We start from the raw sequence: 25,876 nt of genomic DNA on the forward strand, positions 1-25,876 counted from the left end.
GCCTCTCAACGCCTAACCCGCATCATCCGTCCGTTCTTTCGTATTGGGGGTGTATTGAAATCGCTCCGCCAAAACATCCTTAGAAAAGCGATCCGTTCTTCCACCTCCGCCCCAACCGTTCTCCAGCCGACACGCTCCTCGCTTGATCGGTCGATCAAGAGCGACAGACAAAATACTAGAAGAGACCGACCCTAAAGGAAAGGCTGACATGCTGAGAGATGAGAAGATATTGATCCTGATCCCGACCTTTAATGAAAAGGAAAATATCTCACATCTGATTGATGCCATCTATTCCACCGTGAAACGAGAGGTCGATGTTCTGGTCATCGACGATAACTCTCCCGATGGAACCGGGAAGATCGTCTCTGAGATATCCCGCAAAAACGATCGCGTCAAACTCTTGGAGCGAAAATGCAAAGACGGTCTGGCGCGCGCTTATCTGGAAGGATTCACCTATGCCCTCAAGCATCACTATGATCTCATCGTCTGTATGGACGCCGATCTCTCGCACCATCCGGCCTATTTAAATCAGTTCTTTGAGACGATCGGGGAGGCTGATTTTGTCCTCGGCTCGCGGTATGCCCCCGGCGGAGCGATTGAAGATTGGGGCTGGTTTAGAAGGCTCTTGAGCCGCTGGGGAAACCGTTATGCGCGCTGGGTCCTCAACGTTCCGATTTACGATTTAACGAGCGGATACAAATGCCTTCGGACAGAGTTGCTGACGAAGATCGGCTATCAAGAGATCCGGTCAAACGGCTATGAGTTCACCATTGAGCTCGCTTATTTATTTTATCGGAACGGCTTTTCAGTCAAAGAAATTCCAATCGTATTTACAGATCGGCGGTACGGAAGCTCCAAGCTTTCAAAATGGATTATTCTCGATGCATTGATCAAGGTCTGGAAGCTCCGTCTGGGATCTAAAAAAGTAGAAGGGGCACAGCAGTTCAAAAATGCTCTCTGACGCGCCCGACCTGACGCGGTTTCGGAAATGGTCCTTCCTATTCTGGATCGGGGTCGGGCTTTATTATTTTCGGTTCATCAAAAACGGACTGATCCTTTATCCGGTCGCCGCAAACTGTCTTCTCTCCGGACAGCCGTTCATTCCCTGCGCACCGACCTTTACCTATCCTCCCCTTTTCGCTTTTCTGATGATTCCTTTCGCACCGCTTCCGATCGGACTGCGGAATCTGCTTTGGTACATCCTTTCGATTTCCATTCTCTACTGTAGCTTCCGACTGTGCGAATCTTTGATTCTCAAAACGTTCGAGGTGAAATTCAGCCCGAATCAACTTTATTGGTTTAGACTCTTGTCGCTGGCAGTCGGGTTGAAACTTATACTGGCCGTTTTGGAAAACCAGGCATACGACTATCTGGTCTTCTTCTTTATTTTATTGGGACTCTATGGGCTGATGGAGAAGAAGGATTTCTCGGCCGCTTTTGGAATCGCCATGGCGGCGGCGCTGAAAGTCACGCCGCTTCTTTTCTTCCCCTATCTTCTCCTTCGGAGAAAGTGGAAAGTGTTCGCCTGGTGTGTTCTGATTTATCTCTTCGTTTCTTTTCTCCCCGACCTCTTCTTCTCCGCCGGAGAGACGCAAACCAGCTACTTCGGAAAGTGGGTTCAGGATATCGTTCGACCGGCCCTCTCTCAACAAGAGACCGCTTCGACCCCCCATTTTTGGGCCGGTGAAAATCCGCTTAATCAGTCTTTGCGGTCGCTTGTTTACCGCGTTGTTGTGGCGTTCAACCTCACCGCTGATTTTAAGAAGATTCTCTATGCGGTCTATGCTTTATTTCTCTTCTCCCTCTCTCTCGTCCTCCTCAAAGCTTCTCGATTAAAAAACCCCTATATTCTGGACGGGTCGGTCCTGCTGATCGGGATGCTGATGTTATCGCCGATGAGCAGCAAATCCCATTTTATCGTCCTGATTCTCCCTTATATGACCGTCCTGGCCTATCTCTTGACCCAACAAAATCAGAGCCGCGTGTTGGGTGCACTCCTCGCATTGAGTTTTATTCTCAATTCGCTGACCTCGAAAGATCTGATCGGAAGGACCGTCGCCAACTTTTTCCTGTTGATCGGCTGTATTACCCTCGGAACCCTCCTTCTTCTCATCCTGATCAGTTTCATCGTGGTTGAAATGGCCTGGCGCCACGATCCCAACCGCATCGTTACGCTTCCGCCTTCCTCAGCGGCCCGTGCAGACCGTGTACTTTGAAGCCGAGGAAGATCAGCGTCGCTCCGAAAATAATCGCATAACTCGCGATCACCCAGAGCAGGGCGAGCGCGCCGGCGGCCGGCGCCCACATCAAGATTGCAGCAAAGAGGATCGACGCGACCCCGCTGATCGCAAGCCACACCTCCCCTTCGATGCTCCTTCTCAAACGGATCGCCGCCGCAATTTGGAGCACACCGATCGCCAGACTCCAAGCGGCAATATAGAGGAGCAGACCGATGGCTGTAATCCCGGGCGCCCGGAAAGTCAGAATGCCGATCCCAACCCCAATCACCCCCTGAAGCAAAAGGAGCCAACGGTCGTTCCGCTTCTCCCAACCGCCGAGGGCCAGGATAATGGCGAAGATTCCATCGACAAAAACATAAGCCCCGAAGAAAAGGACCAGCGCCGCCAGCGTCATCCCCGGTCGGCTGAAGGCCAACACCCCGAAGAGAATCGCCAAGACGCCCCTTAAAATCAGGACCCACCAATTACGCGTTAGAAGATCAAACATCGTCTTCCTCCTTTGTTAGGGTTTATCTCTTGTTAGAACCGTATCTCTCATCTCTTCCATTGAAATTACTCAACCCTCTACTTAAGGAAACCATGCAATCCGAGAGGAGGTCAATTCATCATAAGGAACTATTAATTTGATCCGAGGACTAATCTAAACAAAGGTGTACCTGAGAAGGAATGGAATAGTGAAGCGCTTCGAATCGATCCTTCTTACAAAGAGTGACTCGCAGGCGTCGTTTGGAGTAAAATAACCGTATAGGTAGAGTTGAGCTTGAGAAGAGTGGTGCCAAAACGTTCTATATCACAAATGACCGCCGCACGGCTGATCCCGCCGAACCCGACCCTCGCTATCCTCCGAGAGGCCGCCGCCGGTTGCCAAGCATGCGATCTCTGGAAGAGCGGAACGCAGACGGTCTTCGGCGAGGGGCCGGAGCAGGCCGCGGTAATGCTCGTCGGAGAGCAGCCGGGCGATAAGGAAGATCAGGCTGGGCGGCCCTTCGTCGGACCGGCCGGAGGGCTGCTCAACGGTGCGCTCGAAGAGGCGGGGATCGTCCGCGACGAGGTCTACGTCACCAATGCGGTGAAGCACTTCAAGTGGGAGCCGCGCGGCAAACGTCGCATTCACAAAAAGCCGAACGCCGCCGAGATCACCGCCTGCCGCCCCTGGCTCGAGGCCGAGATTAAACTCATCCAGCCGAAGATCATCGTCTGCTTGGGCGCCACCGCCGCCCAGGCGCTGCTCGGAAAAGATTTTCGGGTCACCCGCCAGCGGGGTGAGCTCCTCCCCTCCCCCTTCGGCGGCCAGATCCTCGCCACCGTTCACCCCTCCTCGTTGCTCCGGATTGAAGACGAAGCGGAGCGCCGGGAGGCGCGGGCCCGCTTCGTCGAAGATCTTAAACAGGTGGCCAAAGCGCTCCACCGTCTTCGTCCCGCCGCTTGATCCGGGTCATTCCTCACGGTACTATCCCGGCCTAAGATTTCCTTGACACTCACCGCTCAATCCGGCATCATAGAGGTAGACGTATGTCTACCTCCGCCTTAACACCCAGACAAAAAGAGATTCTCGAGTTCCTCCGTCGAACGGTGGAGAAACGGGGCTACCCCCCGTCGCTCCGGGAAACGGCAAGCCATTTCGGGATTGCGGGGGTTCACGCCGTTGAAAAACATCTCGCCGCCTTGGAACAAAAGGGATTTCTGAAAAAGGGGGTCGGGCCCCGCGCGATCGAGCTGACCGAGCGGGCGACCGCCCGCGCCGTTCCGATCGTCGGCCGGGTGGCGGCGGGACGGCCGATCCTCGCCGAGGAAAACCGAATTGGAACGCTGGCGCTCGATGCCTCGGTCGTCCGGTGGAAAGAGGCCTTCCTGCTGAAAGTAAAAGGAGAGAGCATGAACGGGGCCGGCATTCTGGACGGGGATCTTGTTTTGGTGAAGCCGCAGCCGGACGCCGAGTCGGGGGAGATCGTCGTCGCCTTATTAGACGGGGAAGCGACGGTAAAACGGCTGATCAAAAAGGGGGGAGCGATGATGCTACAGCCGGAGAATCCTGACTTCGAGCCGCTCGCCATCACGCGCCAATCGCCGGCGCAGATTATCGGGAGGATCGTCGGTGTTTTCCGATTCTAGAGTGATCACCGGATCGGCGCTCTTGTTGCGGCAAGGGCGGCAGGCTCCCTTCGTGACACAGGTGCCGCTCCTCGATCGGCTGGAAGAAGGGGGGCTGCCGCGCGGGACGTTGATCGAGCTGTCGGGGAAAGCTTCGACCGGCCGGTTTGCCCTCAGCCTGGCGGCGCTCTCCGCCGCAACCCGCGCCGGCGAGCCGGCGGCGTTGATCGACTTGGGCGACCATCTCGATCCGGAGGGGGCGCATGCAGCGGGCGTCGATCTCTCCCGCCTGCTCTGGGTCCGGCCCTTTACGGTAAAGGAGGCGATGACCGCCGCCGAGATGATCCTCCTCGCCGGATTTTCTTTGGTGGTGCTCGATCTGGCGGAGAAAAAAACTGAGCATCTTTCCGACGGGCCCTGGATTCGTCTCTCCCGCGCGGCCCGCGCGCAGAACGCCGTGCTGCTCCTCTCCTCTCCCCTCCCGCTCGCCGGCACGGCGGCCGATCTTTCGGTGACCGCCTGCCGCTCCCGTCCGGTCTGGCTCGGAAGCGGGTCGGCGCCGCGGCTGCTGTCGGGCCTTCGGGTCGATTTCACCCTTCAACGGCGGAAAGGGGGGCGGCGCGCATTTTCGGGAGCGCTCTTTCTTCCGGTCCATCCGATCGATGAAGAGATTCGAGGGAAGGAGAAGGCCGATGCCGCGGCGGATCGCCTGTCTGCTCGTCCCTGACTTCCCGCTCGCCGCGCGCTTCCGACAAGAGCCGCAGATCACGCAGGCCGCGATCGCCGTCTTCGAGGCGGAGGGGGCGACCCCGGCGGTCATTGCGGCCAGCCCGACGGCCCGGCGGCGCGGGATCCATCCGGGACTCTCCCTTCATCAGGCGCGGGCCCTCTTTCCGGAGATCGTCGCCAGACCGCGCGACCGCGCGGCCGAGCAATCGGCCCAGGAACGCCTTCTTGAAACCGCCTCCGGACTGTCGCCCATCATAGAAAATTCTGGATTGGGATGTATCTATCTCGATCTGCGGGGGATGGGAGACGAGCGGGCCCTCGCCGAAAGAGCGGTTGATGCGGCGGCGGCCGCGGGGTTCTCCGCACAGGTCGGGGTGGCCGAGGGGAGAACAGCGGCCCGATTGGCCGCTTGGCGCTCCCGGGGAAATCCGGCGATCCTTCCCAAAGGGGGAGATGCCGCCTATCTGGCGCCGCTCTCCCTCGCCTGGTTAAAACCCCCTCCTCCTTTATTAGAGCGGCTCGCCCGTTGGGGGATTCGGACCGCCGGCGAGTTCGCCGCCCTCTCCCCCGGCGACGTTGCACGGCGGCTGGGGCCGGAAGGGCTGGCGCTCCATCGGACCGCGCAGGGATCGGACGAGCGGCCGCTCTCCGCCTGGCGAAGTCCCCTCGTCTTCTCCGAGCGGATCGATCTCGAGTGGACCCTCTGCGGGATCGAGGCCTTTTGCGCCGTCACCCGTCCGATGCTCGATCGCCTCGGTCAGCATCTTTCCACGTTCGGAGTCGCCTGCCGGCGGCTCGATCTGGAACTCTCGTTCGATCCGAAGGGAGAAGAAACTCGGTCGCTGTCGCTGGCCGCTCCGACGGCGGAGGTGAAGACGTTACTGGAGCTCCTCTCTTTGGAGTTAGCGGCCCATCCGCCCCGCGCGCCAGTTAACGGCATCACCCTCCATGCCCATCCCGAGCCGTTGCGGCAGGCTCAGTTTTCCCTCTTCGGTCCGGCCAGCCCCTCTCCCGACAGCCTGGCGACGGTCAGGGCCCGTCTGTCGCTGCTGCTCGGCGCCGACCGGATCGGCTCCCCGCAGCGGGCCGACGGTACCCGCCCGGAGCGGTATTTCATGTCGGAGTACGCGCCCCCCCCTCCGAGGAGGATGCCTCTCTTGGAGAGACCTTCCTTGGCCGCCGCCATCCGGGTGCTCCGCCCGAAAATCCTCCTCAAGGTGCAGTATGGGGGAGTGCCGCCCCAGCCGATTCAGATCAAAACCGAGAAGCGGGCCGATCCTCTCCCTTCCATTTCAGGAAAGGTCCGGGTCGCCTCGGGACCGTGGCGGCTGGAAGAGGGGTGGTGGTCGGAAGAAGCGGTCACGCGCGACTACTGGGATCTGGAGTTGGCCGACGGCGGTGTCTATCGGATCTTTCACGATCGCCAACAGGGAAATTGGTTTGCCGACGGCGTTTACGATTAGCCGTGTCGATCTCCGTCTGGAGGAATCGCTTGCGCCCTTACGTTGAACTGCATGCTGGATCGGCATTTTCTTTTTTGGAAGGGGCTTCGCTTCCGGAGGATCTGATCGACCGCGCGGCCGAGCTCGGTCTCGCCGCCGTGGCGTTGGTCGATACCAATGGCCTCTATGGCGCGCCGCGTTTTTATAAGGCGGCCAAGGCAATCGGCATGAAGCCGTTGGTCGGCGCCGAAGTCATTCTCTCCGAGCGCGTTTCACTGCCGGCGTCTGTCAAAACAACCCGCTCCCCTTTTTTACAGCCGCTCCCCCGCCTCACCTTGCTGGTCGCCTCCCGGAGCGGCTATCAGAACCTCTGTAGGCTGCTGACCGCAGGGGCCCTCGGCCGGAAAAAAGGAGAGGCCGCCGTTACCTGGGAGCAGATCGCCCATCATGCCGAAGGACTCTATTGTCTGACCGGCGGGGACGAAGGGCCGCTGGTCGCGGCACTCTCGGAAGAAAATCCGATCGACACCGCCCGGCAGACGCTCCGTCGGTTGGCGGCGCTTTTTCCGGAACGGCTCTATGTCGAGCTGCAGCGGCATCGGCGGCGCGATCAGGAGGCGCGCAATCACCTCTTGATCGATCTCGCCCGCGCGGCCGGCCTCCCGCTCATTGCAACCAACGGGGTCCGCTATGCAAAACCGGACGACAAAGAGCTCTTCGATCTTTTGACCTGCATCCGGCGGCACACCCCGTTGGACGAAGCGAAAGGGATCTTGGCGGTCAACCGGGAGCGTCACCTGAAAGGGGCCGCCGAGATGAACCGGCTCTTTGCCGATCTGCCGGAGGCGCTGACGGCGACGGGAGAGCTGGCCGAAAAACTCGATTTCACCCTCGACGATCTGGGCTATCGCTTCCCGACCTATCCCCTTCCGGCGGGAGAGACGCCGAGCTCCTATCTTCGGAAGGTCACCTGGGAGGGAGCGCGCACGCGCTTCTCCGCGATCGACCCCAAAACCGGCGCCCAAATTGAAAAGGAATTGGCGCTGATCGAGAAGCTCGACCTCGCCGGCTATTTTCTGATCGTCTGGGACATCGTCCAATTCTGCAAACGAGAAAAGATCATGGTCCAGGGACGGGGCTCCGCCGCCAACAGCGCGGTCTGTTACGCGCTCTCGATCACGGCGGTCGACCCGGTCAAGATGGATCTTCTCTTCGAGCGATTCCTCTCCGAGGAGCGGGGGGAGTGGCCCGACATCGACCTCGATCTTCCGTCGGGAGATCAGCGTGAGCGGGCGATCCAATACCTCTACTCCAAATATGGAAAACAGAGCGCGGCGATGACGGCAAACGTCATTACCTACCGTCCCCGCTCGGCAATCCGGGAGGCGGCGAAGGCCTTCGGCTGCTCGGCGGAACAGGTCGAAAAACTGGCGGGGGGCCTCGGGAGCCTCTCGGGGGAGGAGGTCCGGAAAGATCCGAAGATCGTTCTAAAACAGGTCGCCGCCTGCGGACTCGACCCGACCACCCTTCGCGTTCGAAAGATGGTGCAGCTCTGGCTTCGGATGCAGAACCTGCCGCGGCATCTCGGGCAACATTCCGGCGGGATGGTCGTGGCGGCGGGACGCCTCGATCAGATCGCGCCGCTGGAGCCGGCCTCGATGCCGGGCCGGGTGGTGATCCAGTGGGACAAGGACGATTGCGCCGACCTGAAGATTCTCAAGATCGATCTCTTGGGATTGGGAATGCTCGCGGTGCTGGAAGAGGTGGTGCCGATGATCAAACGGCATGAAGGGATCGACATTGATTTGGCCCGCCTGCCGCCGGATGATCCCAAGGTCTTCGCCATGATCAACGCGGCCGATACGATCGGCGTCTTTCAGCTCGAGAGCCGCGCCCAGATGGCGTCGCTGCCGCGCCACGCGCCGACCCGCTTCTACGATATCGTCGTTCAGGTCGCGATCATCCGCCCCGGCCCGATCGTCGGCGGGATGGTCCGTCCCTTTTTCGACCGCCGGCAACAAAAAGCCCCGGTTGTCTATCCCCATCCATCGCTGGAGCCGATTCTAAAACGGACGCTGGGGGTGCCGCTCTTTCAGGAGCAGGTGTTGCGGATGGCGATGGTGGCGGCCGGCTTCTCCGGCGGAGAGGCGGAGGAGCTGCGGCGGGCGATCGGATTCAAGCGGTCGGCCGAGCGGATGGAGACGATCGAGCGGCGGCTGCGCGAGGGAATGATCGCGAAGGGGATCGACGCGGCCGGCTCTGATGAGATCGCCCGGATGATCACGTCCTTCGCCCTCTACGGCTTTCCGGAGTCGCATGCGGCGAGCTTTGCGCTGATTGCCTATGCGAGCGCCTACCTTAAAGCGCATCACCCCGCCGCCTTCTACGCGTCGTTGCTCAATGCCTGGCCGATGGGCTTTTATCATCCGGCCACCCTGGTGAAAGATGCCCAGCGGCACCAGGTGGCGATCCATCCGATCGATGTGACCCGCTCCGGCTGGGGCTGCCGGTGGGAGGGGATGCGCGCGCAGCAAGGGATGCGGCTCGGCCTCCGTTTTATAAAGGGCTTGCGGGAGTCGGACGGAAAGCGGATTGAACAGGAGCAGGCGAAGGCCCCTTTTCAAAACGTGACCGATCTCGCCCGCCGGTGCGCTTTGCAGGACGATGCGCTCGACCGGTTGGCGCATGTCGGGGCGCTCGCCCCCTTCGGCCTGACGCGGCGGGCCGCCCTTTGGCAGGCGGCCGAGGTTGCCTGGCCGTTGGGGCCGCTGCTCGATGCGATCCCGCAGAAGGATGATTCCCCCCTTCCGGAAATGTCGGCCTATGAGGAGACGATGGCCGATTATCAGAGCGCCCAGATGACGGCCGGACCCCATCTGATCGCCTACGCCAGAGAGAGGCTTCGCGCCCAGGGGGTTCATTCGGCGGCGGAGCTCGCCGGTCTTTTGGAAGGGGAGCGGGTTCGGACGGCCGGTTCCGTGATCGTCCGGCAGCGGCCTGGAACGGCAAAGGGATTTGTCTTTTTGACGCTGGAGGACGAAAGCGGCATGTCGCAGGCGATTCTCCGGCCCGCTCTTTTTCAAAGATATCGCGCCGTGATTCTCTCCTCCCCCGCGCTGATCGTAGAAGGAATCCTGCAGAAAACGGACGGAACCCTCTCCGTCCGCGCCGGCCGGGTCTGGCCGCTGAAGATGGAAGGAGAAATCCCCAGCCATGACTTTCATTGAAATGCACCCAGCACATTTCCATATTATTCATACATGGTATATTTTTTTGTTGATTTCAGAGATTCCTCCCTGTAATATCATCCCTCAGTAGTATTTATCACATGAATGCTCGGCCCCGCAAGCGTCACCCGCGCCCGGCGGACTGAAACATCCATGCGACAGGCAATCTCACAGAATCTTAATCCGATCCTACATGACGCGACACCTTCTACAGCGACTGGTTGCAGCATTCTCAACAGGGGTTGTGGCGGTTCTCTCCTCTGCCACTCTTACCACCGCAGCGGACCCCTCCCCTCTCACCGCAGCAGCGACGATCATGCTGACCCCCACGGCCGATACCTATTTGGACCTCAACGCGTCGGTGAACAGCGGCGGAGAAACGCTCAGCCTCTATACCTGGCCCGACCATCGGATTGCCAATGCGGCCTTGATGAAGTTTGACGTGAGCGGCATCGTACCGGGCGCGGTGATTCAAAGTGCAACGCTGACCCTCTCTTTGGTGAGCACAGATACCAAGAGCGATCCCACCTACATGGTCACCGTCCATAAGATTCTTCACAAGAACCCCGATCTCTCCAAAGCGACCGGGTCTACCTATGACGGCGTCAACGCCTGGAGCGCCAGCGGTTGTTGCAACGACAACATACCGATGGCTCAGGGGGACATCTCGGCGGCCTATGACCGTCATACGGTCGACCAGACACGGGGAAACAAGAGCTGGAATATCCGAACGATGGTACAGGAGTGGGTGAACAATCCCTCGACCAACTATGGGCTGCTGCTCAACCCCGATCCGACCAAACCGGCCGACCATTATCGGACCTTTGCCAGCATGGAGCATCCCGCTCCTTCACGCCGCCCTTCGCTTCAAATCATTTACTCGGTCGCCAACCCGGGGGAGCGGTCGGCGCCGACCGGTCTCACCGCCAAAGCGGGCTCCGCCAGTCAAATCGTCCTGAACTGGAACCCCTCCACAAACAGCGTCGGATTGGCCGGCTATCGGGTCTACCGAAACGGCATTCAGATCGGCACCACCGCTTTAACTCTTTATTCCGATACCGGCCTGGAGGCTTCAACCACCTACCGTTACAGTATCTCGGCCTATGACGCGAGCGGGATGGTCTCGGAGCCGTCGGCTGCGGTGAGCGCCACGACCCTCGCCCCACCCGACACCACGGCGCCGGTGATTTCGGGGATGATGGTTTCGGATATCACCGGCAGCGATGCCACCATCCGCTGGACAACCAATGAGCCGGCCGACACCCAGGTGGAATATGGAACCACGGCCACCTATGGGGCATTCACCTCGATTGTAACCGCGCCGGCCACTGCACATACGCAACGATTGACCGGACTGAGTCCTTCGACGCTTTACCACTTCCGGGCGCGGAGTAGAGACGCGGCGGGAAATCCGGCGCTCTCCGGCGACGGCACCTTTACCACCGCAGCCCTTGCTGATACGACGGCCCCTTCGATCCCGACGGCACTAACGGCATCGGCGATCTCCGCCAGTCAAATTGTCCTGAGTTGGACCGCCTCGACCGACAACGTTTCGGTCTCCGGCTATCGGGTTTATCGAAACGGCACCCTGGTCGGAACGACCCCCTGGGTCGGCTACAAAGATACCGGCCTGGCCCCCTCCACCACCTATCATTACAGCATCGCCGCCTATGATGCGGCGGAGAATGCCTCTGCACAGGCCGCCGCCGTCAGCGTCACGACCCCCGCGCCGCCCGACATCACGCCGCCACTCCTTTCCGGAATCGGCGCGAAGGTCACACCGACGGGGCTGGCCCTCCTCTGGACCACCGATGAGCCGGCCACCTCCCAGATCGAATATGGAACCACCACGACCTATGGAATGCTCTCAACGTTCGATCCTGCGTTGGTTCTGTCCCATCAGGTCACTCTCAACGACCTGAAAGGCGCGACGACCTATCACTACCGGATCATCAGCCAGGATACGGCCCGGAACAAGGCAACCTCGGGCGACAATACCTTTACCACCGCCCTGCCGCCCGATGTCACCCCGCCGAGCCTCTCTGACATCACGGCCGGAGAGATCACGTTAAGCAGTGCCGTCGTCCGTTGGACCACCGACGAGCTTGCCGATACGCAGATCGAATACGGCGCGACCCCCGCTTACGGGTTCTCCACACCGATGATGTTCGCCTTGATGAAGAGGCATTCCCAAAATTTAACCGGACTGCTTCCCTCTACGCGTTATCACTATCGGGTGAAGAGCCGCGACGGCGACGGCAATTTGGCGGTCTCGCCCGATGCGACTTTCACCACCGCCTCCCCTCCCGACACGATCGAGCCTTCGATGCCGACCGGTCTCACGGCGGTCGCGGTCTCTCCAACCCAGATCACGGTCGCGTGGAATCCCTCCACCGACAACATCGGCGTGGCCGGTTATCGACTGTATCGCAACGGCCTCCTGGCGGCGACCCTGAACAGCCAGATCTACTCGGATACCCTGCTGGAACCGGATGCGGCCTATCGCTACACCGTGGCGGCGTATGATGCGGCAGGGAACCTCTCCGCCCTGAGCGCCCCGGCCACCACCCACACCCCTCCGCTTCGATAAGCTCCCGCGGGTCGGGAACCTCGGCACCCATCTGAATATACTCAAATTCGGTATTTTTCTTCTTGATTTTGAGTTTTTCGTATTATAAAATAATTCCATTCTGGAATTAGATGCACTGGATTCAAGAATTCCTTTCTGGAGAAGTAATTCATGAAAAACAAAATCGTTCTGCACTATCTGGACGGGCACATCGTCAAGGGGACCACCTGCGACTTCTCTTCCGATAAAAGCTGGTTTCACGTTACCAAAAGAAATACGGGAGAGACGATTCGGGTCTACCCCTCCGAGCTCAAAGGAATCTTCTTTGTAAAAAGCTATGAGGGGAATTGGTATCATGGCGAGCGTTACGACATTCATCGGCCGGGGCTCGGGAGGAAAGTGATGGTCTGCTTCAAAGACGGCGAGAACCTCTTCGGCTATACCACCGGCGTCGGCCCCGAAAGACGGGGGTTCTTTCTCTTTTTCTCCGATCCGCGCAGCAACAATGAAAAGGTCTTCGTCATGACGGCGGCGACGGAAGATGTCCGTCTCGCATAATCGAGCCGACGGCCTTGCCGTCAACACGCCTTCCGAGACTGGCATACGGGCAGACCGATCGGCGCGGTCCAATCCAAGGTGATTCTTCTATGAGTCCATTGAATCAATATCGATCTTTATTGTTCGCCTTGTTCTTGGCCGGGTGTGCCGGCGCTTCTTCCGATAAAACGGCACCGGCGATCTCTCACATCGATGCGGCCGAGATCGACAGTGCAGCCGCCACCGTCACCTGGGAAACCGATAAAGAGGCCGACACCCAGGTGCAGTACGGCGCGACGGCCTCGTATGGACTGTCAACCGCGTTGGCGGCCGCGCGGGTGAAGGCCCATCAGCAACCCCTCTCAGGCTTGCAGCCTGGGACCCTTTACCATTATCAGGTGCTCAGCCGTGATGCGGCGGGCCATTTGGTGACCTCTCCGGACCAGACCTTCTCCACCCCCGCGGCCGCCAGCACGCCCTCTCCCGCGACGATCACTCCTCCGACCCTGGTCCCTGTCGCGGCTCGGACGGCCTCACCCGGGCCGGTCTCCGTCAGGCCGGCCAAGCCGGCCCCGCCCGATACAACCCCGCCGCTGATTTCAGGAATCACGGCGGTCGGGATCGGCAGCGGCGAGGCCGCCATCCGCTGGAAGACCGATGAGCCGGCCGGCACCGAGATGGAATATGGAACCACCACCCAGTATGAAGGTGCGACGTGGACAGCCAGCCCGTTGATCACCGCACACGCGGCAAACCTCACCGGGCTGCTTCCCTCCACCCTCTATCACTATCGGGTGAAGGGCCGGGATGCCGCAGGGAACCTGGCCGTTTCGCCTGACGCGACTTTCACCACGCTGGGGCTTCCCGACTCGGCCCCTCCTTCTCTGCCGACCGGCGTCACGGCGGCGGCGGTCTCTTACAGTCAGATTAACGTTGCCTGGAACGCCTCGACCGACAATATCGGGGTGACCGGTTACCGGCTTTATCGCAATGGGACGCCGGTGGCCACCTCGAGCGGCCAGATCTATTCGGACGGCAACCTGGCCCCCGACACGACCTATCGCTACACCGTGGCGGCTTACGATGCGGCAGGGAACCTCTCGGCGCCGAGCATGGCGATCAGCGTTCATACTCCCCCCTTTTTATCCGGGATCGTCTCAGGGAAGATCACCGAAGCGGGATCGACGATCAGCTGGACCACGGTGGAGCCGGCGACCACCCAGGTGGAATATGGGACGACGGCTGAATATGGATCCTTCTCGGACCTCGAAACGTCCCCGGTAACCCTGCACAGTGTCGCGCTCACCGGCTTGACCCCTTCCACCACCTACCATTTTCATGCGATCAGCCGTGATGCGGCGGGGAACGTGGTCCTCTCCCCCGACCAGATCCTCACCACCCCCGCCCCGCCCGCTGCGATCACCGCCGCCCCGACGGCATTGACGGCGACCGCTGCATCCCTGACCCAATGAACCAGACCTGAACCAAGCCAACCCATCCCACAAATTGCCGGCCCCCGATCGACTGAAAACAGCATCGCCTGGCTCTTCTCCCCCCGCCGGATTGATTCCGACGACCCGTTCTTCAATTGCCCCCCTCTCACCGACAAGGCGTCCGCGCAGCCTCTGTTGAAAAAGCGCTTCAGATTATTTTATTCTAAGTCTACGTGGGAGAATGATATGAGGATCGGATGGTGGGTATTGGCCGTGCTCTCTTTGTCGGTGTATGGCTGCGGTGCGGGGGGGAATCCCGATGACGTCGTTCCGATCGCGCCGGCTGAGGCGGTCTCCAACGGGCAGAATAAAGCGGCGGGGAATACTTTTTGGGTGAATCAGAGCCCGAGCGGCCAATCCTTTCATATCGCCCTCTTTTCGGACCACACCGGGAGGCAGACGACCGGCTCTGTCACCAGCGGCACTTCGGGCGGCGACCCCGTCGATTTTGTCTGGACCCAAACAGGACCGGCGTCTGTTGCCACCGTGAACTGTTCACAATGTTCTTTTCAGACGTTGAAGGAGATCAGCGGATCGCGATCGGACGGCACTTTTACAGCGGAGGTGACGACCCTGGAGGGGGGGGCCTTTAAAACGACCTTTATCTTGGCTTCAGGTTCACTTTAAGAGATGCCTTCGCGGGCTGGAGCGCCCGATCGGCTCCGATCTGCAAATTTGTTAAGAGTCCCGTTTGTTACTCTCTTCGATCAGCTTGATCTGTTCATACAGTTTCGGTTTTTCCAATTCCATGCTGTCAATTCTGATTCCAACCGCATAGTGGACTTTATCGGGAAGCGGCTGCGTCCAGACCACTTCGCCCGGGATCGATTCGTTGATTTTCTCGTTTTCATGGGTCAGCGTTAATTCGATCAGGACGAGATCTCCCTTTTGATACTTTTCCTGACTGTAGATCCCAAGACCCTCGGTTGAAATGTCTCGGACCAGGACATACTGTTTTGACTGCACCCCTTGGGGCGTCAGACGGGCAATCGAGATCACCGGAACCCGGGCACGCGTTCTTCTGTTTTGCATAGAGCCATCCTCCATCCACTAAGGTAGCAGAGATTACCCCGCCGTCAATAAAGAGTGCTGACTACGGGGGCGAACGAATCAACTCACCCTTCGATGCAACTCGGTTGCAGAGTCGAGCCAAAAGGAGATGCCGGCTCTTTGGAAGAAAGCATTTTGAGCAACCGGGGCGCGCGGCGTTCTTAAAAGAAAGACCCAAGCGGTAGGATCTAATTAAAACCGTCCATTCTTTACCGAGTCGGGAGCGGAATCGCAATCAACTGGACCGATTCCTTCAGCGTCCTTTTCTTTTCCTCTTTCCTGAATGACGTATGATCAGTATCACAAGTAGAGATCGACGCTCTTTCCCTGGATGATCACTTGGTTGTTCAGCCACATCACGTAGAGCTCTTCACCGGTTTTGGAGAGCATCGGGTTCATAAAGGTCTGGATCGTCTCCCCTGAGATCGACCGGGTCAATCGGACCGAGACGGAGGGAGAGAGCCCCCTGGGAGTGGGCGAATCAGGCCGACGCCCCACATTCGCTCCCGGTGCGCGATCTATTTGATCCCTTGTCTCTTTCCTCAAAGCGACTGCATTCAGACCCCGACGCACCGCCTTCGCCGGCGCGACGTCCTTCCACGGTGAGAGCGCACTCAATCCAATCATCAGATCTCCTTTCGCTCTATTCGGAAAAATCTCCCCGCATGCGCGGATTGAGTCGACCCTTTTTATCAATCCTCCGGCCGGCTGAATCCCGAATAGTCTATTTGTGCCGTGGAAGCCAACAATCCGCAATCGGGCAGTCTCCGACCCAAATAGGGTGAAATACCTTAGAGAGATAGGGAAATTCAGATGAGGCGTTTTTTCCTAATTAGGCTTTGCTAAGAATTCTAATGCGCAGACTTCTTTGGTATGCTGAGGAGGCGCTTTCCATCTTCATAAAAGAAATCGTTAAAAACAATGAGAGGGTTGATCCTGCGGCATCAAACTTTACTCGGACGAGACCAGGCCCATTCGAATCGCGCAACGGACCAACCCGGCGATGTCATAAATACCGAGCCGCTTCATCAACTGCGCCCGGTGTGTTTCGACTGTTTTAATGCTCAAGCTCAGCTGATGGGCGATTTCCTTCGTGCTGTGCCCTTCCGCAATCAGCTGCAAAATTTCGCGCTGCCGGTGGGTCAGATCACCGGTTGCTCGCGGCCCCTGGCTGATCCGATGGACATAATCCCCGATGACCTGTTTGGAGACGGGGGGACTCAGATAAATTTCGCCGTTCGTGACGGTCCGGATCGCTTGTTCGAGCTCTTGGGTTGCGGAATCTTTTAAGAGATATCCGGAAGCGCCGGCCCGCAATCCCTGCAACACATGCTCTTCATTGGCATACATTGAAAGGATAACAACGCGAACCTCCGGAAAATCCATTTTTATCTGGGCGGTCGCTTCAAGCCCATTCAACCCCTTCATCGCAACATCCATCAAGACCAGGTCGGGACGAAGAGAGCGGGTTTTGGCAACCGCCTCGCGTCCATCATGCGCCTCGGCAACGACCTGAACACCCTCAAGCCCTTCCAGGAGAAGGCGCATTCCGGCACAGACCAGCCGGTGATCATCTACCAACAATACCCGGACCGATTTCATCCCTTCCTCCGTTTTGGGCGGGTTCTGATCGGCCGATACGCTATCGGGAAGATCGCCTCAATCTGCGTTCCCCTCCCGGGTGAAGCGCTGAACGTCAACGCTCCTCCGGCCAGCGCCGCCCGCTCTTACATCCCAACCAGCCCCATGCTCACCCCCTGCAGGGCGCGGTCGCGGGCGGCGTCCACATCAAACCCTTTGCCGTCATCTTTGATCGTCAGGTGGAGATTCCCCCCCTCCTGGCGCAATTCGATGGAGACCTGCTGCGCCTCGGCATGCCGTATCACATTGGTCAACGCTTCTTGCGCCACCCGAAAACAAGCCATCTCGAGGTCGGGATGCAGCCGGGTCAGCGGATCGGCGGAGAATTGCGGCGTGAGGTTTGCCCCCCGCGCCTGCTGATCCAGATGCCAGCGCAACGTCGCGACCAGGCCGAGCTCGTCAAGCTGAGGGGGATGCAGATCGAGGGAGAGGCTTCGCACCTGCGAGAGGGCCTGATCGACGATGCCGATGGTCTCTTCCAGCTGGGACGGACGCTCGTCCCGACGGCGCTGCACCGCCCGCAGCTGGATCTTAATCGCGGTGAGGGATTGCCCGATTTCATCATGCAGCTCCCGCGCGATCCGGCGGCGTTCGGTTTCTTGCGCTTCCAGCAGCTGACCCGAGAGGCCCCTCAGCCGCTTGGCATACCGGGCCACTGCGTCCTCCGCCTCCTTCCGGGCGGTGATGTCGATCATCGCCCCGATCATGCGCGCCGGCTTTCCGTTTTCAACGTGAACGACATAACCGCGGTCGAAAATAGTTGCATAGCTCCCATCGGCCCGCCGGAATCGGTACTCATCCGACCAGAACTGCTCGCTGCTATCGATGTCGGCACGGATGTTCGAGAGGACCCGCTCTTTGTCTTCCGGGTGAATCCGATTGCTCCACGACTCGATCCCCGGCTCGATCTCCTCGGCCTTATAGCCGAACAAGCTTTTAAAACTGTCATTCCACCAAAGGGTGTTTGTGGCGAGGTCCCAATCCCAGATCGCATCGTTGGTGGCGCGGGCGATTAGGTGAAAGCGCTCATCACTCTTCCGGAGAGCCCCTTCCATCCGTTTTCGCTCGGTGATGTCATTCCCGAATGAAATGGTGGTGACGACCCTCCCCTCCACACTCACCGTATTGTTCTGCCAGATAATATATCGCTCTTCACCCCACTTTGTGAGAATCGGGTTCTCAAAGGTCTTCGGCATCTCACCGCCGATCAACCGGTTAAAATAGTCCCATACGTGAGGATATCGCGCTTTCGGCACCAGCGTCTCAAACCAGTTCTTTCCCTTCAACTCCGATCGGGAATAGCCGGTTATTTTTTCCGCCGCCTCGTTGAAGATATTGATCTTTCCTTCGGTGTCGAGACTGAGAATCATCACGTTGGCCGTCTGAATCAAGTTCTCGGAAAACTCCTTCGCAGTTCGGAGCGCTTCCTCCGCTTTCTTCCGCTCGGTGATGTCCCGGTTTGCGCTGACATAGCCGGTGATTCGTCCCGCTTCATCCCGGAGAGCAATCGTATATCCCTGGATATAGATCCGCCGGCCGTCTCTATGTGATTGAACGACCTCCGTATGATAATATCCTTTCTCGGCGATGGTTTTCAGCGCTTCCGATCGCTCGGCGTCGGTGAACTCCGACTGCAGTGGCTCCGAAATGCGCCGCCCGAGGATCTCTTCCGCACTCCAGCCATAGATCTGCTCGGCGGCCAGATTCCACGCCGTGACGATAAAACGGTCGTCCGTTGCAATGATGGCATCCCCGACATGGGTCAGGAGGTTGGCCTGATAAACCAGCCGCGCCTCCGCCTGCTTCCGCTCGGTGATATCTTGAACCAGCACCAGGAAATAATCGACCGACTGATCCGGACGGCGGATGCATTTCACCGAAATGATGGCGTGAATGACCCAGCCATTCTTCCGGATAAAACGCTTGTCGATCGAATAGCCGTCGATCTCCCCCGTCAACACCCGGTTGAATTGGGCGAGATCCTTCTCCAGGTCGTCGGGATGGGTCAGCTCCGTCCAGCGCTTTTGCAGCAGCTCGCTCCGCTCATATCCCAAGATCATACAGAGCTGATGATTGACCTCGATGCATCCCTTGGCAGGCGATGTAATCGCCATACCGACCAGCCCGAATTCGAAATAGCTCCTGAACCGCTCTTCGCTCGTCCGAAGCGCCTCCTCCGCGCGCTTGCGCTCGGTAATGTCTTGGGTCACCCCCACAACCCGGATCGGTTTACCCATTCCGTCATAATAGGGAAGCCCTTCGGTCTCCAGCCATCGAATGTCGCCGTCCGGTCGGACAATCCGGAACTCGAAATGATAGCGGGCTTCCGACTGGAAAATGCGGTCTCCCGCCTGCGCGACTCTTTCTCGGTCTTCTGGATGAACGATCCGAAGGAAAGAAGCATAGTCGCTGTCTGAGGCAGGGAAATCCACACCGTACACCGCCGCATGGTGTCCGGTTCGGACCACTCGGCCGGTCTGAACATTCCAGTCCCAGGTGTACATGCGGGAGGCGTCGATTGCCATCCGAAGCCGCTCTTCACTCTCCTTCAGGGCGGCGTCGGAGCGCTTTCGTCCCGTGATGTCCTCGGCGATCCCGGTCACCCGGTAAACCTGGCCCGACGGATCTCTGACGGGAAAGGCGCGATCCCGAATCCAACGGATCGACCCCTCCGGCCGGATGATTCGGTATTCCTCGTCGTAACAGCCGCAGACCTGATTCGATTTGGCCGATCGGAGGACCCTCTCTCGATCGTCGGGATGAATCGCATCGATCCAGGTGGTCGGCTCTTGGTAGACGCTCTGACAGCTGCGGCCCCAGATCCGCTCATACCCCGGGCTGACGTAGAGTATTTCGCTCTTATCGGGATTCGTCATCCAGAAGACCTCGGTGATGCCCTCGGCCATCTGGCGGAATCGCTCCTCGCTCTCGCGCAATTTTTCTTCGACCCGCTTCCGCTCGTTGATCTCTCTTCTGAGCGCTTCATTGGTGGCGGCCAAGGCTTCGGTCTGTTCAAAAACGCGTTGTTGGAGCTCGTTGTTCATTTTTCCTCGTCCCTTCGCATAGGAGGGCGCTCTAAAAACAAAAACCCAGGGATTTAGGAATCCCCGGGTCAGCTTATCCGAAGTGGAATCATTTTCAGCGTCCGACGACATCCTTGTCTTCGCGATAATTATTACAGCTTTAAAAAAGGTGTCAATCCGAAGTTTTACGCAGTGCCGCCGCTGATCGATTCATTTTATCGTGTTTGCTTGACGACCCCGATTCTGTTTTTGGGCCCCCTCCCTTTCGACGCACGGGTCGGTCGCCTTCAGCACGGAGAGATACACCGGGTGTACCCAAAACGATATCATTCCGGTGAGAATCCCTCGGCAGGATCGTCCTTTCCTCCGGCACCGCCGTTGCAATATCACAATATCAATAGAGTGCTTCACCGTCAATCCATATTAAAGGAGGAGTCAATGATAAAGAATCGGGTAATCTCAAAAAGCGGCCGGGGTGTCCAAGCGGCGATCTGTTTTCTCTCCGTTGCGATCCTGTTCGTCGGTTTCCTCTCTCGGACCCCGTCCGCCGATGCGGCGCCGGTGACGGGAGCCAAGAAGGTGATGGTCCTCCGGGTTCATTTTGCAGATTATACGGCGACCTCCCGGTTTTCATTGACACAGGTCGAAGGATTTTTCTCCAATTTGAACACCCTCTGGCAGAACACCTCCTACAGCACCATCACCATCAACGCGGTCGTCTCGGATCTCTTCCAGCTGCCCGATAACCGTTCTCTTTATATTGATGATTTTCCGACCGGCGACCTCTCCAACGGCGGAAAGTTCTCGAAGGTCCTCAACGACGCGATTGCCAACGCCCCCGCGGGACTCGATTGGGCCGATGTCGATGCGGTCATGGTCGTCATGGCCGAAACGAACGCGAGCCAATTCCACCGCGGACAGGCGACCAAATGCAACCTTCCGATGGGGCCGGGGGGGACGACGAAATTCGTCGGCTGCGCCATCTTCAGCGAAAACCCGACCGAGAACAATGCGCAGGTCTGGGGACGCTGGGCGCACGAGATGGGGCACACCTTTCAACAATCGGGTCCGGCCCATCCGAGCAACTACAACAATGAATTTGAGCTGATGGACAGCAACTATCCCGGACAGACCGGGGTCTTTGAAAAACAAGATCACACCGCCTTTCCCGGCTGGATGCCCGGAACGAAATATCAGCTGCTGACCCCGCCGAGCGGGGGGGGCTTCGCCGAGATCTGGGCGATGGAATATCCGCCGGCCGGCCTGCCGAACATCCAAGCGGTGAAAGTAGAGATCACCGCGAATTTTTACTACCTGATCAGCGTTCGTCGGCGGATTCTCGGCGACGACTTAAACGGCGATTTCACCCCCGCCGGCATTCCGGCGCAGGGGGTCTTGATTGAACGGGTATCGGAAGGATCGGACCCGTGGGTCACGGTGATCGGACCCGGCGGCTCGGGCGGAACCTGCGCCGCGCCCGGCTGTAACCGTAACGCCCTCTGGCAGGAATGTCAGACCTATGACGGCGGGGCGGACGGTGTCTTCATCAGCATCGCCAAGAAGCTCGACGACGACCATTTCTACGTCCGGGTCGCCTACGAAAAACAGACGTTCCAGCCCGATGTGATGTTGAACCCCTGGACCTCCCCGCCCGGCAACACCTGGGAGACGACCGATATCTGGGTCGACAGCCCGGTGAACGGATATGGAACCTACCGATATGGAATGTGGTCGGATGGAAGCGGCGGGACGGTGCCGGTCGGAAATGGCGATGACCCGGTCATCGGCCAGGTCAACCGCCTCTATGCCCGCGTCCGGAATATCGGCTTTTCGCCGGCGACCGATGTCGTGGTCAAATGGGAGATCACCGACCCTCCCGGCGTCGGAATCGCCGGGGCGAACGGCTGGGCGCCGATCGGATCGGTCGACAAGACGACTTTTCCGGGGCTGGCCAACATCCCGGCGGGTGGCTTCGTCGATGTCTATGTCGAGTGGACGCCGAACTACACGGTCTCCGCCGCCGACATGGCAGCCGGCATCTTTGCCTTTCATACCTGCGTTCGGGTGAAGCTCAATCCGGTCGCCGGCGAGACCGTCTTGGGAAATCAAGACGGCGATCGAGAGCAGGAAAACATTGCCTATTTCCAGGCGGTGTCGCCCGGCGCCCCGGGAGGCAGCACCTATAAGAATGTCATCCGTCTTAGGAATGACGATCTCGTGAATAAGAAAATGTTTTATCTCTCTTATTCCTCTACCCTCCCCTCCGATTGGGCGGTCGACCTCAACGGCGGACAACAGGGGGTCGAGCTCTTGCCGAACGAAATGCGCGAGCTTCCGATCGCCATCGCCCCGGGCAGCAACCAACCGATCGGGAGCGTCTATGCCGTCGATGTCTCGGCATCGAGCATGCGGCTGCTGCAGAACAATCTCAACCCCAAAGACCAGCACCCCGAATTCAAACCGCTCGGCGGCGTCCGGGTGGAGTCGCGGGTCCTCGCTCCCGATAAGGCCCGCTGTCGGGCGTTGCGTGATCCCGACGGAAACATTCGGGTCAGCGGCGACTTTTTCGCCACCCCGAACTTCGGAACGGTATTAGAAAAATATTACCATCCGAGAGAGCCCTGGAAGGTCTTGATCGAAGGGGTGGCCGACGGCCGCTTTCTCGATCCGACCAAACAGGTCGTCTCGGTCGCCAGCGATGGAACGTTCCAAGCGGTTCTGAAACCAGGCAGCGTGCAGGCGCAGCAGATCGTCTGCATGTTCGCCGGGACGACGGAGCTGGCCAGCTCCGCCAGCGGCTACATCGTTCCGACCAAGCTGGTCGCCGGCATCGATTTGATCGAAACGGCGGTGAACAATCCGCCGGCGGCGGCCGTCTTGGGTGTCGGCTTTACCGTCACCGACACCGTCTTCAACCAGGGGGCGTCCGGATCGGGCATTTCGACCACCCGCTACTATCTCTCCTCCGATACGGTCAAAAGCACGAACGACCGGCTTCTCGCCGGCAGCCGGGCCGTTCCGGCGTTGGCGTCGGGAGGCTCCTCCAGCGGAACCGTGACCGTCACCGCCCCGGCTGGAACACCGGCGGGGCCCTACTTCCTCCTTGCCTGCGCCGACGACACCAAGGGCATTGCGGAGAGCAATGAAGGAAACAATTGTCGCTCTTCTAAAACGATCGTCAATGTCGCCGCCCCGGACCTCGTCGAGAGCGCGGTCGGCGCCCCGCCGGCCACCGCCAAGCAGGGGAGCGTCTTCTCGGTCAAGGAGACGGTGCAGAACGTGGGGAACGCCGTCGCCGGCCTCTCGACCACCCGTTATTATCTCTCGCTCGACACCCTCTCGAACCGAGGGGATCTTCTTCTGGCCGGCGGCCGAGCGGTCCCTTCCCTAAAGCCGGGGGCCGTTTCCACCGGTGCCGCTTCAGTGACGGTCCCGACCACCACCCCTTCGGGAAGTTACTTCCTTCTCGCCTGCGCCGATGATCGGGGAGCGGTTCCAGAGAGCAATGAGATGAATAATTGTAAAGCGTCGTCGACCCAGATTCAGATTCCCTGAATGTCCTCTCCCTCTCCCCGAACGGGGAGAGGGAGAGACCGTCCGGATCATCCATCATCGTTATCCTCATTCTCTCCCATCGCCTGAGCCACACATTCGTCTCATCCCTCCGGGACTGTCCCTTAATGGAATAGGGCCAGAGCTCCGGTTGTTCCGTCGTCGCGCTGATGCAATTGACCGGATAAAGGTCTCTTTTCAATAAATTCGAGTCGGCCATCCCTCCCGAAAATAAATATATTTGGTATACTCAACAGCATCAAAAACTTCTTTTTCGGATTCTTCTTTAAAACCCAACCAATCGAATGTTCAAAAATCAATTTCAAACGAGGTAAAAATTGAGAAGAGTAAAAACGGTATGGTCGTTCGTTGGAGTGCTCCTAAGTCTTAGCCTAATCTCCTGCGGAGGAGATGGATCGACCGGTGCTCAAGGTCCGGTCGGACCCGACGGGCCGACCGGCGCCACCGGTCCGGCCGGACCGACGGGACCCCAGGGACCGGCCGGCAATGATGGTGCGGCAGGAGCTACGGGAGCCGACGGGGCGACCGGCGCTATCGGGCCACAAGGCGCCACAGGGGCAACGGGAGCGACTGGCGCAACCGGTGCAACGGGCGCCACAGGACCTCAGGGAGCGACCGGTGCCACCGGGTCGACCGGACCCGCGGGACCCCAAGGGACCACCGGACCGGCCGGACCAACCGGCGCCACGGGAGCAACGGGCGCCACCGGGGCGACAGGCCCGGCGGGACCCCAAGGCCCAGCCGGCGCTCAGGGCGCGCCGGGAAACGACGGCGCAACGGGGCCCGCAGGACCGACCGGATCCACCGGTGCGACCGGCCCTGCCGGACCGGCCGGTCCGGCAGGATCCACCGGCGCCACAGGAGCCACCGGCCCGGCCGGGCCGACCGGCTCAACGGGAGCCACCGGTGCGACAGGACCTCAAGGGCCTGCCGGTCCGGGTGTCACCTGGGTCGATGTAACCGGCGCAACACAACAGGCCGTGGCCAATATCGGTTATCTGGCCGACAGTGCCTCGCAGGTGGTCGTCACCCTTCCGACCTCGGCCTCCCTCACGGTTGGAAATATCGTCGAGGTCTCCGGCGTCGGGACCGGTGGATGGAAGCTCGCTCAAAATGCGGGGCAGTCGGTCATCATCAAAGATCTTTTCGGCACCTTCGGCCAACCCTGGACGGCGCGTGATTCGATTAGACAATGGCAAGCGGTCGCTTCATCAAGTGACGGGACCAAACTCGTCGCGGTAGAAAATGGCGGGCAGATCTATACCTCCGGCGACTCCGGAGCCACTTGGACACCGCAAGATGTCAATCGAGCCTGGCAGGCGGTCGCTTCCTCGGCCGATGGCACCCAGCTCGTCGCCGTCGAGTCGGGCGGGCAGGTCTACACCTCGACCGATTCGGGGGCGAACTGGACGCCGCAAGATGCCAATCGAAACTGGCAGGCGGTCGCCTCCTCCAGCGACGGAGTCAACCTCGTCGCGGTGACGACTCTGAGCGGACCGCTGAACCCCGTCATCAATGGTCGAATCTACACCTCCACCGATTCGGGAGCGACTTGGATACGACAGGTCGACGCGGCGGTCAATGTGAATAAAACGTGGGTGTCGGTCGCTTCATCAACCGATGGAACCAAGTTGGTTGCGCTCGAGGGGAACGGGCAGATTTACACCTCCACCGATTCCGGGGTGAGCTGGACCGCCCGAGATTCGGCCCGAAACTGGATCTCGGTCGCCTCCTCCGCCGATGGGACCAAGCTCGTCGCAGCGGAGTCGAGTGGGAAAATCTATACCTCCACCGATTCGGGGGTCACCTGGACCCCACGCAATTCAAACCGAAACTGGCAATCGGTCGCCTCCTCGGCCGATGGGGTCAAGCTGATCGCCGGGGTGTTCGGCGGACAGATTTATAACTCCACCGACTCCGGCGTGACCTGGTCCCCCCGGGATACGACCGACCGAAACTGGATCTCGGTCACCTCCTCCGCCGACGGGGTGAAGCTCGTCGGGGTGGAATCGAGCGGGCAGATTTACACCTCCTCGCAAAACACATTGACCACCACCGGGACATCGGGATATATCAGCGGCGGTCAGTATGATGCGATCTCGGTGCAATTTATCGGCGGCAATACCTTCCTCGTCTTGAATCATGAGGGAGAACTGACGGTGAATTAATTGGAATAGAGAAAACACGCAGAACAAAAAAGACCCGTTGCCCCTCTGGGACCAGAGGCAACGGGTCTTTTTTGTGAGTGAGAGATCGCGCCT

18 protein-coding genes are annotated in these 25,876 nt (G+C 59.3%); 13 read left to right on the forward strand and 5 right to left on the reverse strand.

What is annotated here, in order from left to right:
* Positions 1-208: 208 nt before the first annotated feature.
* Positions 209-961: a polyprenol monophosphomannose synthase gene (locus tag HY282_12765; protein ID MBI3804622.1), complete on the forward strand. Its 753-nt coding sequence runs from the start codon at positions 209-211 to the stop codon at positions 959-961.
* Positions 951-2,216 carry a DUF2029 domain-containing protein gene (locus HY282_12770; GenBank protein MBI3804623.1) on the forward strand — a complete coding sequence of 422 codons (1,266 nt, stop codon included), beginning with the start codon at positions 951-953 and terminating at the stop codon, positions 2,214-2,216. Before HY282_12765 ends, HY282_12770 begins: the two co-directional genes overlap by 11 nt.
* Here the strand turns inward: HY282_12770 and HY282_12775 are convergent.
* Positions 2,170-2,727, reverse strand: coding sequence for an HdeD family acid-resistance protein (locus tag HY282_12775; GenBank protein MBI3804624.1), 558 nt, complete (start codon positions 2,725-2,727; stop codon positions 2,170-2,172). The two genes, HY282_12770 and HY282_12775, sit on opposite strands and share 47 nt — an antisense overlap.
* Positions 2,728-3,036: 309 nt before the next feature.
* Between HY282_12775 and HY282_12780 the strand changes: the two genes are divergently transcribed.
* The 9 genes from HY282_12780 to HY282_12820 all read left to right on the forward strand — a co-directional run bounded on the left by HY282_12780 (position 3,037) and on the right by HY282_12820 (position 14,955).
* On the forward strand, positions 3,037-3,669 hold the full coding sequence (locus HY282_12780) for a UdgX family uracil-DNA binding protein (GenBank protein ID MBI3804625.1): 633 nt from the start codon (positions 3,037-3,039) through the stop codon (positions 3,667-3,669).
* 83 nt (positions 3,670-3,752) lie between these two features.
* Positions 3,753-4,352: a transcriptional repressor LexA gene (gene lexA / locus HY282_12785; GenBank protein MBI3804626.1), complete on the forward strand. Its 600-nt coding sequence runs from the start codon at positions 3,753-3,755 to the stop codon at positions 4,350-4,352.
* The gene (locus HY282_12790) at positions 4,336-5,058 is read left to right on the forward strand and encodes a hypothetical protein (GenBank protein MBI3804627.1); all 723 of its coding nucleotides are present in this window, start codon (positions 4,336-4,338) and stop codon (positions 5,056-5,058) included. Before lexA ends, HY282_12790 begins: the two co-directional genes overlap by 17 nt.
* A complete protein-coding gene (locus tag HY282_12795) occupies positions 5,024-6,523 on the forward strand; it encodes a DNA polymerase Y family protein (protein ID MBI3804628.1) in 1,500 nt (499 codons plus the stop codon). The genes HY282_12790 and HY282_12795 overlap by 35 nt, the downstream gene beginning before the upstream one ends.
* A 29-nt stretch (positions 6,524-6,552) precedes the next feature.
* Positions 6,553-9,729 carry an error-prone DNA polymerase gene (locus tag HY282_12800; protein ID MBI3804629.1) on the forward strand — a complete coding sequence of 1,059 codons (3,177 nt, stop codon included), beginning with the start codon at positions 6,553-6,555 and terminating at the stop codon, positions 9,727-9,729.
* Between the two features lie 193 nt (positions 9,730-9,922).
* Entirely contained in the window at positions 9,923-12,319 is a 2,397-nt protein-coding gene (locus tag HY282_12805; GenBank protein MBI3804630.1) for a DNRLRE domain-containing protein, read from the forward strand.
* A gap of 150 nt (positions 12,320-12,469) precedes the next feature.
* A complete protein-coding gene (locus HY282_12810; GenBank protein MBI3804631.1) occupies positions 12,470-12,856 on the forward strand; it encodes a hypothetical protein in 387 nt (128 codons plus the stop codon).
* 89 nt (positions 12,857-12,945) lie between these two features.
* Positions 12,946-14,307, forward strand: coding sequence for a hypothetical protein (locus HY282_12815; GenBank protein MBI3804632.1), 1,362 nt, complete (start codon positions 12,946-12,948; stop codon positions 14,305-14,307).
* Positions 14,308-14,514: 207 nt separating this feature from the next.
* Positions 14,515-14,955 (forward strand): hypothetical protein, encoded by a 441-nt coding sequence (locus tag HY282_12820; protein MBI3804633.1) that lies wholly within the window; start codon positions 14,515-14,517, stop codon positions 14,953-14,955.
* A 51-nt stretch (positions 14,956-15,006) separates the two neighbouring features.
* On the opposite strand, the gene HY282_12825 is transcribed toward HY282_12820, so the two are convergent.
* The 4 genes from HY282_12825 to HY282_12840 form a co-directional block, all read right to left on the reverse strand.
* On the reverse strand, positions 15,007-15,360 hold the full coding sequence (locus tag HY282_12825) for a PilZ domain-containing protein (GenBank protein MBI3804634.1): 354 nt from the start codon (positions 15,358-15,360) through the stop codon (positions 15,007-15,009).
* A gap of 318 nt (positions 15,361-15,678) precedes the next feature.
* The gene (locus tag HY282_12830; protein MBI3804635.1) at positions 15,679-16,005 is read right to left on the reverse strand and encodes a hypothetical protein; all 327 of its coding nucleotides are present in this window, start codon (positions 16,003-16,005) and stop codon (positions 15,679-15,681) included.
* A gap of 324 nt (positions 16,006-16,329) precedes the next feature.
* Entirely contained in the window at positions 16,330-16,980 is a 651-nt protein-coding gene (locus HY282_12835; GenBank protein MBI3804636.1) for a response regulator transcription factor, read from the reverse strand.
* 125 nt (positions 16,981-17,105) lie between these two features.
* Positions 17,106-20,063: a PAS domain S-box protein gene (locus HY282_12840; protein ID MBI3804637.1), complete on the reverse strand. Its 2,958-nt coding sequence runs from the start codon at positions 20,061-20,063 to the stop codon at positions 17,106-17,108.
* Between the two features lie 417 nt (positions 20,064-20,480).
* On the opposite strand from HY282_12840, the gene HY282_12845 reads away from it, so the two are divergent.
* Positions 20,481-23,597 carry a hypothetical protein gene (locus HY282_12845; GenBank protein MBI3804638.1) on the forward strand — a complete coding sequence of 1,039 codons (3,117 nt, stop codon included), beginning with the start codon at positions 20,481-20,483 and terminating at the stop codon, positions 23,595-23,597.
* Between the two features lie 335 nt (positions 23,598-23,932).
* Entirely contained in the window at positions 23,933-25,783 is a 1,851-nt protein-coding gene (locus tag HY282_12850; GenBank protein MBI3804639.1) for a hypothetical protein, read from the forward strand.
* Positions 25,784-25,876: the final 93 nt, after the last annotated feature.

It is taken from the genome of Candidatus Manganitrophaceae bacterium (genome assembly GCA_016200325.1).
GTDB lineage: Bacteria > Nitrospirota > Nitrospiria > SBBL01 > Manganitrophaceae > Manganitrophus.

Excerpts from the sequence above, each read along its gene's own strand:
- lexA (MBI3804626.1), top strand. The coding sequence starts at position 3,753 with ATGTCTACCTCCGCCTTAACACCCAGACAAAAAGAGATTCTCGAGTTC.
- HY282_12825 (MBI3804634.1), bottom strand. The coding sequence starts at position 15,360 with ATGCAAAACAGAAGAACGCGTGCCCGGGTTCCGGTGATCTCGATTGCC.
- HY282_12795 (MBI3804628.1), top strand. The coding sequence starts at position 5,024 with ATGCCGCGGCGGATCGCCTGTCTGCTCGTCCCTGACTTCCCGCTCGCC.
- HY282_12805 (MBI3804630.1), top strand. The coding sequence starts at position 9,923 with ATGACGCGACACCTTCTACAGCGACTGGTTGCAGCATTCTCAACAGGG.
- HY282_12830 (MBI3804635.1), bottom strand. The coding sequence starts at position 16,005 with ATGATTGGATTGAGTGCGCTCTCACCGTGGAAGGACGTCGCGCCGGCG.
- HY282_12845 (MBI3804638.1), top strand. The coding sequence starts at position 20,481 with ATGATAAAGAATCGGGTAATCTCAAAAAGCGGCCGGGGTGTCCAAGCG.
- HY282_12840 (MBI3804637.1), bottom strand. The coding sequence starts at position 20,063 with ATGAACAACGAGCTCCAACAACGCGTTTTTGAACAGACCGAAGCCTTG.
- HY282_12810 (MBI3804631.1), top strand. The coding sequence starts at position 12,470 with ATGAAAAACAAAATCGTTCTGCACTATCTGGACGGGCACATCGTCAAG.
- HY282_12770 (MBI3804623.1), top strand. The coding sequence starts at position 951 with ATGCTCTCTGACGCGCCCGACCTGACGCGGTTTCGGAAATGGTCCTTC.
- HY282_12780 (MBI3804625.1), top strand. The coding sequence starts at position 3,037 with ATGACCGCCGCACGGCTGATCCCGCCGAACCCGACCCTCGCTATCCTC.
- HY282_12775 (MBI3804624.1), bottom strand. The coding sequence starts at position 2,727 with ATGTTTGATCTTCTAACGCGTAATTGGTGGGTCCTGATTTTAAGGGGC.
- HY282_12820 (MBI3804633.1), top strand. The coding sequence starts at position 14,515 with ATGAGGATCGGATGGTGGGTATTGGCCGTGCTCTCTTTGTCGGTGTAT.
- HY282_12765 (MBI3804622.1), top strand. The coding sequence starts at position 209 with ATGCTGAGAGATGAGAAGATATTGATCCTGATCCCGACCTTTAATGAA.
- HY282_12835 (MBI3804636.1), bottom strand. The coding sequence starts at position 16,980 with ATGAAATCGGTCCGGGTATTGTTGGTAGATGATCACCGGCTGGTCTGT.
- HY282_12815 (MBI3804632.1), top strand. The coding sequence starts at position 12,946 with ATGAGTCCATTGAATCAATATCGATCTTTATTGTTCGCCTTGTTCTTG.